Genomic DNA, 14,816 nt, shown 5'->3' on the forward strand with positions numbered 1-14,816 from the left:
CCCGCCCGAAACCTGCGCGTGGAAGGGTGGGGGAATGCCTTCGCGACTGACGCCGCACCACGACGGATCCCCACTGCACGTCTCGACGCAGACCCCGGCGCTCGGGGAGGTCGTTCGCGTGCGACTGCGCGTGCCGGCATCGTTCGGGCCGCTCACGTGGGTGGGCACGCGATCGAACCCGAACCGCGAGCCGCAGTTCTCCCCGGCCGTCGTCATCGACTGGGCCGGTGGCTGGCAGTGGTGGGAAGCGGCCGTCCAAGTCGCGAACCCCCTGCACGGCTACCGATGGCTGCTCGTCGGCGCCGACGGCCGGCAGCACTGGCTGAACCAGGTCGGGCTCTTCACGACCGAGACGCGCGACCACGACGACTTCCGCCTCGTCGCGCACGAACCGCCGCCCGAGTGGGCTGCGTCGAGCGTGCTGTACCAGGTGTTCCCCGACCGGTTTGCGAGGTCGGATGGCGCAGCCGCACGTGAGCTGCCCGAGTGGGCGATCCCTGCGGACTGGAGCGACCCCGTCGACGCCGACCCGCCGGGCCGCTCGCAGCAGCTCTACGGCGGCGACCTCGACGGCGTACGCGAGCACCTCGATCACCTCGAGCAGCTCGGCGTGAACCTGCTCTACCTCACGCCGGTGTTCCCGGCCCGATCGAATCATCGCTACGACGCGTCGACGTTCGAAGAGGTCGACCCGCTGCTCGGCGGCGACGACGCGCTCGTACGGCTCGTCGAGGAGGCGCACCGCCGCGGCATCCGTGTCATCGGGGACCTCACGAGCAATCACTCGGGCGACGCGCACGAGTGGTTCACGGCGGCGCAGGCCGACCCGGCGGCCCCCGAGCGTTCCTTCTATCACTTCCGCGACGAGGCCGACGGCGGCGGCTACGAGTCGTGGCTCGGCGTGCCGAGCCTGCCGAAGTTCGACTGGAGCTCGACCGAGCTGCGGCGCCGGTTCATCGAGGGGCCCGACTCGGTGGTCGCTCGCTACCTGAAGGCGCCGTTCAGCCTCGACGGATGGCGCATCGACGTCGCGAACATGACGGGCCGGCTCGGCGCTGAAGACCTGAACGCAGAGGTGCGCCAGACCATCCGCCGCACGATGCTCGAGGTGAACCCCGACACGATCCTGCTCGGCGAGTCGACGAACGACGCGGCGAGCGACTTCCAGGGCGATGCGTGGCACGGCGCGATGACGTACACGCCGTTCACGCGGCCGCTGTGGAGCTGGCTGCTCGAGCCGGGCAGCGCGGGCGGCGGCGGCATCGGGTTCGCCAACGCCGCGGTGCCGTCGTACACCGGCGGCGACTTCTTCGAGGCGCATGTGCGGTTCAGCGCCGGGTTCCCGTGGCGAACGCGGCTCGCGACCATGAACGCGCTCGACACTCACGACACGCCGCGCTTCCGCACGTCGGCTCGGCCCGGCACCGTGCCCGTCGCGCTCGGACTCGCGGTGACGCTGCCCGGCATCCCGGTCGTGTGGGCCGGCGACGAGTTCGGGCTCACGGGTGTCGACGGCGAGGAGTCGCGCACGCCGATCCCGTGGGGGAGTGAGGCGTCGCACGAGGTCGCGCCCGTGCTCGAGACGTACCGGTCGCTCCTGCGCCTACGTCGCGACCACCGGGTGCTCGCGACCGGCGGCATCCGCTGGGTCGCGGTCGGCGAGGACGCGGTGGCGTTCGTGCGCGAATCTGCCGACGAGCGGTTGCTCGTCTTCGCTGCGCGAGGCGCTGCGACGCTCGAGCTCGCAGCCGAGTCGGTCGAGGTGACGGATGCCGCGGCGCCGCTGTTCGGCGATGCCCGGCTCGAGGCATCCGCTGGTCTCCTGGCTCTCTCGGCCGATGGGCCGACGTTCGCGGTCTGGCAGCTCGCCGGCGTCGCCGCGCCTGGCTGGTGACGGAAGCGGCTGGGGACGACGTGCACCGCCCCGACTCTGCGCACCGATAGCATGGCGCTCGCCGCCCCTCGACGACCACAGGAGAACCAGCGCATGGATGCCACCACGACGACTCCGACCGCCACCTACGTCGTGCCGGCGCCAGTGCCGGCCGACCCGCCCCACAACGTGCTCGCGTGGGTGAGCCTCGGCCTCGCAGTGGCGTTCGTGTTCTTCGGCCCGCTCACGTCGATCCCAGCGATCATCACGGGTCATATCGCGCGGAGCCAGATCCGGGCGAAGGGGGAACTCGGGGATGCCGCCGCGCTCACGGGCCTCGTGTTGGGCTACGTCTTCACCGCGCTCAGCATTCTGGGAGTGGTCGCCTTCGTCGTCTTCTTCCTCGGCGTCGCCGCCGTCGCGGCCAACCCCTACATGTGGTGACACCGGTTCGGAGGAGCATCGGCGAGGTGATATCCTCGTACGGTTGCCGGTTGCGGCAGCGCGCCCCGATAGCTCAGTGGTAGAGCACTTCCATGGTAAGGAAGGGGTCGTCAGTTCAATCCTGACTCGGGGCTCTGGTTCTCTCGGCTCGCGCCGTGAAACCTGCCCGGCGGGGTAGCTCAGGTGGTTAGAGCACACGGCTCATAATCGTGGTGTCGCGGGTTCGAGTCCCGCCCTCGCTACTTCAAAGCTTCGGTTGACCAGGGTTTCTTGTCCTCATGAAAGGGCAGGAACTCGATGAGTTCAACACTTCTGCGAGGTCGAATCCGGCCGCAAGCGTCTGCGCTGCGGAGGAAATCCATGTGGGATGCCGCTATCACGTCTCTGAGTGGTTCGTCGACTGTCGAGAACGAACCTTCGAGAGCCGGGGGGGGGGGAGTCGGTCGGCGTCGTGCACCTCGGAGTGCTGTCGCGCGGGAACTGCTGTGTCAGGGCGAATGGGAGCTGCAACCGAGTCGCGCCGTAGAGGGCGGTCGCTGTGGTGGCGGCGGGACCCTCGCGTGTCGAAGAGGATGGGTCGCGTTCTGACGCTTCGCATGGTTTGGGTTGCGTTTACTCGGTGACATGTTTATATTACGACGTAAAGTAATAGTCCGAGAGGCCAGCCATGACGCTCAGTGTTGAGCAAGATGTCCACGTCGAGGTGCCAGCGACGAATCCTCGCCGTCTGACGCTTCGCGCGCAGCTCGTTCGAAGTCTGCGCAGGTACTGGCAGCTGTACCTGTTGCTGCTGCTGCCGGTCGTGTGGTTCATGGTGTTCAGATACATCCCGATGGCCAACGCGATCATCGCCTTCAAGAACTACAACCCGATCGACGGTGTGTGGGGGAGTCCCTGGGTGGGGTTCGACAACTTCGCGAACCTGTTCCGCAACCCCGTCTTCCCCCGTCTGGTCGGGAACACCTTCCTCCTCGCGGCGTACACGCTGATCGCGAGCTTCCCGCTTCCGATCATCCTCGCGCTCGCACTGAACGAGGTGCGGTTGCGCTTCTTCAAGCGCACGGTCCAGCTGGTGACCTACGCGCCGTACTTCATCTCGACGGTCGTCGTCGTGTCGATGACGATCCTCCTGCTGTCGCCACGGGTCGGCATCCTCGGCCGCACCCTCAGCTTCTTCGGCGCGGGGCAGGTCGACCTGCTGGCGGATGCCGACTTCTTCCGTCATATCTACGTCGCGACCGACATCTGGACCACGACCGGCTACTCGGCGGTCATCTATCTCGCTGCGCTCGCATCGGTCGACACCTCGCTCTACGAGGCGGCCAAGGTCGACGGCGCGACCAGGCTGCAGAAGATCTGGAACGTCGACATCCCCGCGCTCATGCCGACGGCCACGATCATCCTGATCCTCGGTGTTGGCAACATCATGGCGATCGGGTTCGAGAAGGCGTTCCTGCTGCAGAACGCGCTGAACCTCTCGACCTCCGAGATCATCCCCACGTACGTGTACAAGACGGGCATCCTGAACGCGAACTTCAGCCTGGGAGCCACGATCGGGCTCTTCAACGCCGTGATCAGTCTCGTGCTGCTGCTCGTCGTCAACGGCGTATCCAAGCGAGTGACGGGAAACGGACTGTGGTGACCACGATCAACACCGAGGCGCTCCTCACCGAGGAGATCGTCGTCGCGAAAAGCAAGAACCGCGGGCGGCGCCGCGACCCCCTGTCCCGCGGCGTGAAGGTGAAGGAGACGCGCGCCGATCGGACGTTCATCATCGCGGCTTACCTGCTGCTGGCGGTGTTCCTCCTGGTGGTGGTGCTGCCGCTGCTCAACATCGTCGCGAGCTCCCTGTCGAGTCCGCAGGCGGTCTCCTCCGGACGGGTGCTGTTCTGGCCGGTGGACATCACGCTGCGCGGATACACGGAAGCGCTCGGCAATCCGGCGATCGTCAGCGGCTTCGCCAACTCGATCTTCTACACGGTCGTCGGGACCGTGATCAGCGTTTTCGGCACAGTCGCGATCGCTTACCCCCTCTCGCGGACGCAGCTTTTCGGACGTAAGGTCATCACCGGCGGCGTCGTGTTCACGATGCTGTTCAGCGGCGGTGTGATCCCGATGTACCTCGTGGTCCAGTCGCTCGGTCTACTCGACACCCGGTGGTCGATGCTGCTGCCGAACGCGATCGGCGTCTGGCAGGTCATCATCGCGATCGTCTTCTTCCGCAACTCGATCCCCGACGAGGTATACGAGGCGGCGCAGCTCGATGGTGCGAGCGAACTGCGGATCCTGTGGACGGTGGTGCTCCCACTGGCGAAGCCGCTGCTCGCAGTCATCGCGCTGATGTACGCGATCATGCAGTGGAACTCGTACTTCGATGCACTCCTCTACCTCCGCAGCGCCGACCTCCAGCCACTCCAGCTCGTGCTGCGAGGCCTCCTCGTGCTGAACGACATCGGCGGCGGCGGCAACGTCGCAGAGCAGCTCCGCCGCCGCGAGCTCGCCGATCTGCTCAAGTACTCGACAGTCGTCATCGCGACGGTGCCGATGCTCATCGCGTATCCGTTCGTCGCGAAGTACTTCACCAAGGGCATCATGATCGGCGCCGTCAAGGGCTGAAGCTCTGCCACACAGACCCACCACAACACCCATGAAACGGTCAAAGGAGATTCCGGCAATGAGACACAGCATCATCCGAGGCGCTGTCGCCGCGACGACGGTCGTAGCGACCGCACTCGCGCTGTCCGCCTGCACGCCGCCGAGTGACGACAACGGACAACTCGTCGCGTTCGGCCCGCAGGGCGACAACGGCTCGCTCAAGGACAATTCGTTCACCCAAGAGGTCGAGAAGAAGTTCGACATCGACTTCGACTGGCAGACGACCACCTACGACGGCAGCGTCGCCGGCGAGAAGCGTCAGGTGTCCCTCGCCAGCGGAGACTACCCTGACGCGTACTTCCTCGTGCCGTGGGTCGACGCCTTCTCTCGCAGCGAGATCCTCAAGTACGGCCAGCAGGGCGTTCTGGTGCCGCTGGAGGACCTCATCGACGAGTACGCCCCGAACCTCACGGAGCGCTTCGAGGAGAAGCCGGACTGGAAGGAGTCCGTCACTGCTCCCGACGGTCACATCTACGCGATCACGCAGTGGAGCGAGTGCTTCCACTGCAGCTTCCCCTCGAAGCTGTGGATCAACTCGAGCTGGCTGGAGAACCTCGGTCTCGAGCAGCCGACTACCACTGAAGAGCTGCGCGACGTGCTGCGAGCGTTCAAGGACGACGACCCCAACGGCAACGGACAACAGGACGAGGTGGCCCTGAGTGCATCGGCCGCGGAGCCGATCATCAACTACTTCATGAACGCGTTCGCCTACGCGCCGGTGGGAGGCCCCTCCAGCCCGCCGCCGCTGGTGATGGACGGTGGCAAGGTCACGGTCGCCGCCACGTCGGACGGATGGCGGGCGGGACTGCAGTATGTTGCCTCCCTCGCCGATGAGGGTTTGCTCGACACCGCCGCGTTCACCCAGAACGGCGACGCGCTCAAGGCGCTCGGCGATAACGCGGGCGGCGAGATCCTGGGGGCTGCGGCCGTGCTGCACCCGTATGAGTTCGTGACGGCGGACTCGCCTGACGGCCGTGACAAGAACTACGACGCGATCGCGCCGGTCGCCGGCCCAGACGGCACACAGCTCGCGACGTGGCGGTCTCCGGTCAACCCGCTCGGCATGTTCGCGCTCACGAACAAGTCGACCGAGGAGGAGAGGATGAAGGCGATCAAGCTCATCGACTACCTGGTGACCGACGAAGGCGATAAGCGCGGTGCGATGGGTCCGGAGGGCGAGGCATGGGTTCCCGCCGTCGAGGGCGACGTCGCGCTCGACCCCGAGCTGGAGCCAACCTTCAAGCCGCTCACCTACGACGAGACATCGAACGCCGCTTGGCGCTCGATGGGGCAGTACTGGGACTCGCTCGAGTACCGCAACTCCCAGGTCGTGCCGGAGGACATCTACTCGCCGGACGGCTACGAGCGGCGCCTGCTCTACGCGACCCAGGAGTATGAGCCCTATCAGCCTGACGAGAGCATCCTGTTCCCGGCCGAGAAGCTGTGGCCCGACCCGGAGACCTCTGCCGAGCTCGCCGATCTGCAGACGAACATCGCCAACTACATCACGCAGGCGCAGGCCGAGTTCGTCACGGGGCAACGCGACATCGACGATGACGGTGCCTGGCAGGCATATGTCGACGACCTGAACGGTCTCGGAATCGAGCGCTATCTGGAGCTGCAGCAGGCGCTGTATGACGCGCTGTGATGAGCTGAGAACCTAGCGTTCTGCCCGGTGGTCGATCAGACCATCGGGCAGAATCGCGTTCCGGTTCGAATGCCGCGGTTCAGAGTACGCGCAGATCGTCGAGGGCATCCTCGTCCCAACTGATGCCGAGGCCGGGCTCATCCGGTGCGGTGGTGCGGCCGTGGGCCACCGTCAGGTCGGCGGTCGTGACTGCCCGCAGCTGCGGGATGTATTCCACGATCCGGCCGTTCGGGACAGCGGCGACGAGGCTCACATGCAGCTCCATCAGGAAGTGTGGGCAGACCGGCACGTTGAACGCCTCCGCGAGGTGGGCGATCTTCAGCCACGGGGTGATTCCGCCGACGCGCGCCACGTCCGGTTGCACGATAGTCGCGGCGTCCCGCGCAAGGTACTCCTTGAACTGACCGACGGAGTACAGGGACTCGCCGACCGCGATCGGGATGCTCGTCGATTCGACTAGACGAGCGTGCGCGGACACGTCGTCGGCGGGCATCGGCTCCTCGAGCCAGGCAATGCTGGAGGACTCGAGTGCCTGGGCCAGTGCCCGTGCGTCGGCGAGAGTGAGGCCCTGGTTCGCGTCGACCATCAGCGGGTAGCCAGGGCCGACGGCAGCGCGCACGGAGGCGAGACGGTCGATGTCTCGTCGAGGGTCGGGCGATCCGACCTTGAGCTTCGATCCCTGCCAGCCGTCATTGCGGGCTGAGACAGTGTTCTCGACGAGCCTCACAGTGTCGATGTGCAGCCAGCCGCCCTCCGTGTCGTACAGCGGCACATCAGGTCGGCTGCCACCGGCCATGCGCCACAGCGGCTCGCCAGCGCGGCGGCATCGTGCGTCCCAAATGGCGGTGTCGATCGCCGCGAGGGCGAGCGACGTGATCGCGCCGACGGTCGTCGCGCGTGTCTGGGAGTAGAGATGCCGCCAAGCAGCCTCGGGGCGGCGAACGTCCTGGCCGATGACGGCGGGCAGGAGGTGATCACGCAGCATTGACAGCACGGCGCGGCCGCCGGTGCCGATTGTGTACGCGTAGCCGCGGCCGGGTGTGGCATCGTCCGTGGTGAGGTCGACGATGATCGTCTCCTGTTTCAGGAACGACTGCATGGCATCGGTGCGGACGGTCTCGACGGGGATGTCGACAAGCATCGCGCTGGCGCTGGTGATGACGGGCACTACTTCTCCGAAACGGTAGGACGGGATGCCGCGGCGCGCGGCCTCAGCGGACCAGCGACTGGATCGCCGCGGCGGCGGCGCCGCGGGCCCAGTCCTGGAAAGTGTGGGGGCGGGTCACGATCGGGCAGCGTGCGGCGGCGCCGAACGCATGCGCGTTGAATGAGTTGCGCAGGGTCTGTTCGAAGAGGTCGAAGTTCGTCACGCCCTCGCCGCCGATGATGACCAGTTCCGGGCCGGCGAGGTTCACGAGCGTCGCGATCGCGGTGCCGATGACTGCGGCGGCTTCACGGAACGCGGCCTCGGCCGCCGGATCGCCCTGGTGCGCGAGTCTCACTGCCTCATCGATGATGACGTCTCGACCGTGCGCCGCAGAGACCGCAGCCTCGATCGCGCCCGTGGAGGCGACGGCCTCGACACAACCTCGGCGCCCGCACGCGCAGATGCGCTCCGGGTCCGCGAGAGGAAGGTGGCCGATCTCGCCCGAAACTCCATACGCTCCAGTCACGACCTGGCCGTTCAGATGAAGGCCGCTGCCGATACCGCGTCCGATGGTGACGATGGCGAACGACGCTGTCCCGAGACCGACTCCGAACCAGTGCTCGCCGATGGTGAGGGCGTGCACGTCGTTCTCGAGTGTCACTGGGCGACCCAGCCGCTCCTGCAGCCTTCCGCCGAAGTCCTCATCGATCCACCCCATGATCGCCGATTCGCGGACGACGCCGGTCTCGGTGTCGACATCGCCCGACACGGAGACTCCGAGGCCGGCGATGGCAGCCGACCTGTCACCGAGCCTGCTCTCCAGCGCGCTGACGACGTCGACGATCGCTTCGAGGACAACCTGCGGGTCGTGGACGGCGAGAGCTCGCTGCTCGCTCGCGAGCACGGCGGTGCCGAGATCGGTGGCGACGGCGATCACCTCGTCGACGTTGACCTTGACGCCGAGCATGATCAGCGCCTCCGGGATGATCGAGACCGGTGCGACCGGACGCCCTCGATTTCCGTCACGGTGTGCGGCGGGTGGGGCATCCACGAGCCCGGCGGCGACGAGCGGAGAGACGGCCTTCGTGACCGCCGCCTGCGACAGCCCGGTGTGCCGGGCGATGTCGATGCGGCTGATCGGACTGCGGGTGAGGATCGTCGCGAACACCTTCGATCCGGCATCCGATGCCGATCTGATGAGGCTGGTGCGTGCGGCGATCTTGTGATCCATCGTTTCCTCGGTCGTTGTCGAATACGGTAGCCAATGATCAGGGTCGCGGCCGGGAGGCCGGGGCAAGATGGGTCGCGGCGAATTCCAGGGCGTTCTCCTCGTCGAGGTCGCCGCCGGCTTCGTGCCCGTTGTATGGCCAGAGCACGATCTGCTTCTCGCCGGCATACGCGGTGAACGCGGGCAGGACGGTTGCCGGCGGCGTGATGCCGTCGCGCATGCCGGTGCTGAGGAGAGCCGGGGCGGTCGCGCGCTTCGCGTGATTCACGCCGTCGAAATAGCGCAGCGTGTCGAGCGCAGTCGCGGTGTCGAGGCGACGATCGGCGAAGTGCTGTGTGAGCAGTGCGTACGGGAACTCGGTGCTGAGCTCGGCGGCTCGGTCGAGCTCGCACAGGAACGGCGCCTGGATGATCGCGACCGCGATGTCGGGGACGAGTCCGGCGATCGCGAGCGAGATGCCGCCGCCCTGGCTCGCCCCCACGGTCCCCACGCGGGATGCGTCGACCAGGTCGAAAGACCGGAGCGCTTCGACGGCTCTGACCGCGTCGGCGTAGACCCGGCGGTAGAAGTACTCGTGCGGTGAGCGAAGCCCGCGTGTGAGGAATCCGCCGGCCGACGGTCCGCCATCCGGATGATCGTCTTCGGTGTCGCCGTGGCCCTGACCGCGCACGTCGACCACGAGGTGGGCGTAGCCCGCAGCGGCCCAGCGCAGATCGCGCAATGCGTGCCCTCGCCCGTTGCCGTAGCCGAAGAACTGCACGAGACCGGGGAGCGGCCATGCCACACCGCGGGGCACGCGCAACCAGGCTTTGATCCTCGTGCCGCCGAACCCGCTGAAGGTCACCTCGAAGACGTCGACCATCGTCAGTCGCGTCTCGCGCGGTTCGACCGTGACGTCGAGCGGGTGTCGACGGGTCTCTTCGAGCGTCTGGGCCCAGAAGTTGTCGAAGTCGGCCGGTTCGATCTGAGTGGTGGGAGCGTCGACGACCGTGACGTCACCGCGCATGACGTCCTCCAGCCGCGGAGGGTACGGATTCGGTGAGTTCCTGCACCGGCACCTCGACGCTCTCTCCGCCGGGGACGCGCAGGGTGATCCGGCGCTCGGCGTACGCAACGACGGCGATGCGGTCCTCGTTGGAATCGTTGTGCAGCCGCGCCTCGATGAGGAGGCCGTCTCGCCAGGCCAGGTCGGCGATGAGGCCGGTGCGCACGCCGATGCCCTGCACATCGCCTTCGCTCCACGTCGAGGGGAGGGCGGGCAGCAGGCGGATGACGCCGGCATGGCTCTGCACGAGCATCTCGGCGATGCTCGCCGGGAACCCGAGGTTCGCATCGATCTGGAAGGGCGGGTGGGTGCTGAAGAGGTTCGGTAGCAGCCCTCCCCATTCCGAACCGTCGACGGGCCCGTGCCTAGCGGCGTCGCCGTCGAACGGCGTCAGCGCCTCGTCGAGCAGCGACGCGGCCGTGTCGCCGTCTCCGATGCGAGCGCGCAGCGCGATCTTCCACGCCCACGACCAGCCCATCGCGCCGGGACCGCGGGCATCGAGCAAGCGCACGCCCGCGTCGAAGAGCTCGGGCGCGCGCTCGCGGGTGATCGTGTCGAGCGGGTACACGCCGACCATCGGCGTCATATGGCGGTGCAGGGGCTCGACCTCGATGACGTCGGCTGACCACTCTCGCAGCCTGCCGTCGGCGGCGACGCCGACGGAGGCGAGTGCGATGAGGGCGCCTTCGATCTCGGCGACGAGCTCATCCTCGTCGACCCTCAGGACCGCGATCGCAGCCAGCGCCCGTTCGAAGAGCGCCTGGATCAGCAGCAGATCGGATGCGGAGGTGAGGCCGAGAGCGGTGGACTCGCCGTCCGCCGCGAAGAATGAGTTCTCCGGCGAGGTCGACGGCGAGGTGCGAAGTCGGCCGTCGGCGTCGGGCGTCAGCCAGTCGAGGCTGAACTCGACCGCCCCGCGCATGAGCGGCCAGATGCGGGACCGGAGAAGTCCGAGGTCCCCGCCGAACTCGTACGCGTCCCAGAGGTTGTGGGTCAGCCACACGCCGCCCATCATCCAGATGGCCCAGCTCGCAGCGCCGTGCCCACCGCCGACAGGGAGGCTCCACCCCCAGAGATCGCTGTTGTGGTGAGCCACCCAGCCACGTGCGCCGTACAGTTCACGGGCGGTGGCGGTGCCGTTACGGGCGAGGTGTTCAGTGAGGGCGAGCAGCGGCTCGAACGGATCATCCATGCCGAGGACCGGAGCCGCCCAGTAGTTCATCTGCGTGTTGATGTTGATCGTGTAGTTCGATGACCAGGCAGGGCGCAGCTGGTCGTTCCAGATGCCCTGCAGATTCGCTGGCGGGTTCCCGGAGCGCGAGCACGAGGCGAGCAGATAGGCGCCGAACTCGGCGATCACCGTCGCCTTGAGCATCGGATCGGCACCGTGAAGGATGTCGCGGTCGACGTCCCAGATACCATCTCGGCGACCGCCGATCGCGAACCGCGCCCTGGACACACGCCGACGGTCGGCGATGTGCTCGGAGAGCAGGACGGACGGGTCGCGGTGAGCCGCGGCATCCGCCTGTGCTGTTGCGAGGTCCCGGATCGCCTCACGGGAGGCGTTCCGCCACTCCTCGTCCGCGCCGGCCCACCACGACGCGGCGCGGGACGATGTGGAGAGGGCGATCAGCAGCCGGCGAGCTCCGCGGACCGTCGCGCCCTCGGGCGTGACCTCCACGAAACCATCGGTGCTCCATGCGACCGCGACCGCGGCGAACGCGTCGAAGCCGGTGTCATCATCGGCATACCGCAGGGGCGTCGCGATCGACGACTCGTGCAGTGGGGCTCCGTCGATGGGCGCGACGACATCGAGCGTCATGCCGCCCGATCCATGCCGTGGCGAGAGACCGCCCCGCAGCGGCGTCGTGAGCGAGACGGATGCCGTGAACTCGATGTCGGCGGTGAGTTCGATGATCAGGGCCTGAGCCGGCGCGGAGATCCAAGAGCGCCGGCAGACGGCACCGCCAGGCACCTGCAGGGTCTCAATCAGGACGGCCTCGTCGAGGTCGAGCAAGCGTGCTGGGCAGGCCGCGGCGTCTGCAAGCCGCACCTCGAGATCGGCCAACGGAAGGAACTCCTGGGAGTAGGGGCCTTCGAACGTCATCAGGAGTTCTTCCGCGGTGCGGACATCGCCGGCGTCGAGCGCCCTGCGAACGTGGGTCAGTCGTTCCGGGCCCGCGCCACCAGCGAGGACGTCTCGAAGCGCATCCGCCGGCCCGTCGGGCGTTCCCGACCACACCGTGGCATCGTTGAGCGCATATCGGCCCTGTGGCCCGCCGAACGCCATGGCCCCGATACGGCCGTTGCCGAGTGGCGCGGCTTCATCCCACCGGTCGGCGGGCGATCGCCACGACAGGCGGAGAGTCTGAGGCGGATTCTGTGGTGCGTCGGCTGCTGAAGACGACATCGGCTTCCTGTCGGGGATCGGCGACATCCTGGTGATCAGGGCCTCGGGCCTCAGATCGCAAACCTCGGATCCTTGCTTGCAATGCCAGCGTAAACATGATTAATTACCGCTGTCAAGTAATTAGATGGAGGAGCCGATGGTCAGCGACGACACATCGATGCACGTGCTTCGAGCGGCGGGAGTCGCACTCGTCATCGACCTGGCCGGCCGCGTCCCTCGTGTTCTGCACTGGGGCGCGGACATCGGCCCGATCGATCGCGCCGCGGCTGCGGCGCTGCGTGCGAGTTCCGTGCAGGCCGTGCTCAACAACTCTCCCGACGTCGCCCGCACGTTCACCGTCTGGCCGACCGAGCAGGATGGGTGGGTCGGGACGCCGGCACAGAGCGGCAACCGCGCAGGCAGCGCGACGACCCCCCGCCCGCGCCTCGCCGACGCCGTCACGGAGCTCTCGGATGCCGGCGGGGGAGTCATCCGCATGGACCTTGCCGATGACGTCACAGAGACCCGCTCCCACCTGGAGTGTCGACTGGATGCCAGCGGCGTGCTCTCGATCGACATGTCGATCGAGAGCACGGCCCACACCGGAGCCGGCTACGTCCTGGACGGGCTGCGTGTACTGCTTCCGCTCCCCGACCGGGCGAACGAACTGCTCGACTTCACGGGGAAGTGGTGTCGCGAGCGCTCGCCGCAACGGCAGCCGTTCTCCTTCGGCACGCACGCGCGACGTGCGCGCCGCGGCAAGCCCGGCCACGACGCTCCCTACCTGCTGACGGCCGGCACAGAGGGCTTCGGGTTCTCCCGCGGCGAGGTGTGGAGCGTACACCTGGCCTGGAGCGGCGATGGCGAGTATGTCGCCGAGCGGCTGCCGGAAGGGGCGGGTGAGTTCTCCGGCGTCATCGGGGCGGGGGAACTGCTGCGCTCGGGGGAGGTGATCCTCGGAGCAGGGGAGCGCTATGACGCCCCGACGGTCCTGTTCACCTGGTCCGATCGCGGACTGGACGGAATCGCCGCGCGACTGCACAACCGGCTCAGGGCGCGGCCCCAGCATCCTTCGTCGCCTCGCCCGCTCGTGCTCAACACCTGGGAGGCGGTGTACTTCGATCACGATCTCGATCGTCTCGTCGAACTCGCCGACCGGGCCGCAGAGGTCGGCGTCGAGCGCATCGTTCTCGATGACGGCTGGTTCCGCGGCAGACGGGATGCGAGCGCCGGACTCGGCGACTGGCTCGTCGACGAGCAGATCTGGCCGGACGGGCTCGGTCCGCTGGTCGACGCGGTGCGCTCGCGCGGGATGCAGTTCGGGTTGTGGTTCGAGCCTGAGATGATCAACCCCGATTCGGATCTGGCTCGCGAGCATCCCGACTGGGTGCTCGCGCCGAGGAGCGGCGCCGGGGCGACCTCACGTCAGCAGCAGGTGCTGGATCTCGCGAATCCCGACGCCTATGCAGTCGTCCTCGAGCGCATCAGCGCCCTCGTGACGAAGCACGACCTCGACTACATCAAGTGGGATCACAATCGCGACCTGATGGAGCCCGTCGCCACCCGTGACGGCGTCGACCGGCCGCAGGTCCGGGCCCAGACCCTCGCGCTGTACCGCATGCTCGACGAACTGCGGACGAACCATCCGCGGCTGGAGATCGAGACCTGCTCGGGAGGTGGCGGGCGCGTCGATCTGGGAATCCTGGAACGCACCGACCGCCTCTGGGCGTCGGACTGCAACGACCCGGTGGAGAGAGCGCGGATCGAACGGTGGACGAGGATGCTCGTCCCGCCCGAGCTCATCGGCTCGCACCTCGGCGCGCAGCAGTCGCACACGACGCTCCGCGAGACCGACCTCTCGTTCCGGCTCGCGATCGCGCTGACCGCGCACGCAGGCATCGAGGCCGATCTGACGGTCGCGACGCCTGAGGAACTGCGCACGATCACGGCGTGGACGGCGATGTACCGCGAGCTGCGCGGGCTCATCCACTCCGGCGAAGTGGTCAACGCCGATCTCGCCGACGAGGCCACCATGTTCACGGGCATCGTGGCGCCCGATGGCGCGCGGGCGCTCTACACCTGGGCGCGGCTGGCCACCTCGGATGCCGGGCAGAGCGGCCGGGTGGTCTTCCCCGGCCTCGACCAGCGGGTGCGCTATCGCGTGCGGCTGCGTACAGAGCTCGGTGTCGCGCAGCGGCACGAGGGCGTGGATCCCGTCTGGCTCGACTCGGCTGCCGAGAGCGGATTCGAGGTGCCGGGTGCCGTTCTCACCATCGCGGGCCTGCCCATGCCGACGCTCAATCCGCAGCAGGCGCTGCTGTTCGATGTCGAACGGCTCGCGTGAGTCGTTCGCGTCCTGAGTTCCCCGAGAGCCGCGCGACGAAGCG

Annotated in this window: 10 protein-coding genes and 2 tRNA genes; 8 read left to right on the forward strand and 4 right to left on the reverse strand. The window is 67.6% G+C overall.

The window, feature by feature from the left end; all coding sequences use genetic code 11:
- Positions 1 to 34: 34 nt before the first annotated feature.
- From QFZ29_RS00165 to QFZ29_RS00195, 7 genes are all read left to right on the forward strand, one after another.
- Complete coding sequence (locus QFZ29_RS00165; protein ID WP_306892220.1) at positions 35 to 1,894, forward strand: glycoside hydrolase family 13 protein; 1,860 nt, start codon at positions 35 to 37, stop codon at positions 1,892 to 1,894.
- Between the two features lie 93 nt (positions 1,895 to 1,987).
- Positions 1,988 to 2,317: a DUF4190 domain-containing protein gene (locus QFZ29_RS00170; protein ID WP_306892221.1), complete on the forward strand. Its 330-nt coding sequence runs from the start codon at positions 1,988 to 1,990 to the stop codon at positions 2,315 to 2,317.
- Positions 2,318 to 2,379: 62 nt separating this feature from the next.
- A tRNA-Thr gene (locus QFZ29_RS00175) sits at positions 2,380 to 2,451 on the forward strand.
- Positions 2,452 to 2,485: 34 nt separating this feature from the next.
- Positions 2,486 to 2,559 (forward strand) — tRNA-Met (locus tag QFZ29_RS00180).
- Positions 2,560 to 2,984: 425 nt separating this feature from the next.
- Positions 2,985 to 3,959, forward strand: coding sequence for an ABC transporter permease (locus tag QFZ29_RS00185; RefSeq protein WP_306892222.1), 975 nt, complete (start codon positions 2,985 to 2,987; stop codon positions 3,957 to 3,959).
- Positions 3,956 to 4,933 (forward strand): carbohydrate ABC transporter permease, encoded by a 978-nt coding sequence (locus QFZ29_RS00190; RefSeq protein ID WP_306892223.1) that lies wholly within the window; start codon positions 3,956 to 3,958, stop codon positions 4,931 to 4,933. The genes QFZ29_RS00185 and QFZ29_RS00190 overlap by 4 nt, the downstream gene beginning before the upstream one ends.
- Positions 4,934 to 4,991: 58 nt before the next feature.
- Positions 4,992 to 6,620 (forward strand): extracellular solute-binding protein, encoded by a 1,629-nt coding sequence (locus QFZ29_RS00195; protein ID WP_306892224.1) that lies wholly within the window; start codon positions 4,992 to 4,994, stop codon positions 6,618 to 6,620.
- A gap of 79 nt (positions 6,621 to 6,699) precedes the next feature.
- On the opposite strand, the gene QFZ29_RS00200 is transcribed toward QFZ29_RS00195, so the two are convergent.
- The 4 genes from QFZ29_RS00200 to QFZ29_RS00215 are packed head-to-tail and all read right to left on the reverse strand — an operon-like array spanning position 6,700 to position 12,450.
- On the reverse strand, positions 6,700 to 7,788 hold the full coding sequence (locus tag QFZ29_RS00200) for a mandelate racemase/muconate lactonizing enzyme family protein (RefSeq protein ID WP_306892225.1): 1,089 nt from the start codon (positions 7,786 to 7,788) through the stop codon (positions 6,700 to 6,702).
- Positions 7,789 to 7,831: 43 nt separating this feature from the next.
- Complete coding sequence (locus QFZ29_RS00205; protein ID WP_306892226.1) at positions 7,832 to 8,998, reverse strand: ROK family transcriptional regulator; 1,167 nt, start codon at positions 8,996 to 8,998, stop codon at positions 7,832 to 7,834.
- A gap of 37 nt (positions 8,999 to 9,035) precedes the next feature.
- Positions 9,036 to 10,001, reverse strand: coding sequence for an acetylxylan esterase (locus QFZ29_RS00210; protein WP_306892227.1), 966 nt, complete (start codon positions 9,999 to 10,001; stop codon positions 9,036 to 9,038).
- On the reverse strand, positions 9,991 to 12,450 hold the full coding sequence (locus QFZ29_RS00215; protein WP_306892228.1) for a glycosyl hydrolase family 95 catalytic domain-containing protein: 2,460 nt from the start codon (positions 12,448 to 12,450) through the stop codon (positions 9,991 to 9,993). The genes QFZ29_RS00210 and QFZ29_RS00215 overlap by 11 nt, the downstream gene beginning before the upstream one ends.
- 136 nt (positions 12,451 to 12,586) lie before the next feature.
- On the opposite strand from QFZ29_RS00215, the gene QFZ29_RS00220 reads away from it, so the two are divergent.
- Positions 12,587 to 14,773 carry an alpha-galactosidase gene (locus QFZ29_RS00220; protein WP_306892229.1) on the forward strand — a complete coding sequence of 729 codons (2,187 nt, stop codon included), beginning with the start codon at positions 12,587 to 12,589 and terminating at the stop codon, positions 14,771 to 14,773.
- Positions 14,774 to 14,816: the final 43 nt, after the last annotated feature.

Source organism: Agromyces albus, assembly GCF_030815405.1.
In the GTDB taxonomy this organism is placed as follows: Bacteria; Actinomycetota; Actinomycetes; order Actinomycetales; family Microbacteriaceae; genus Agromyces; species Agromyces albus_A.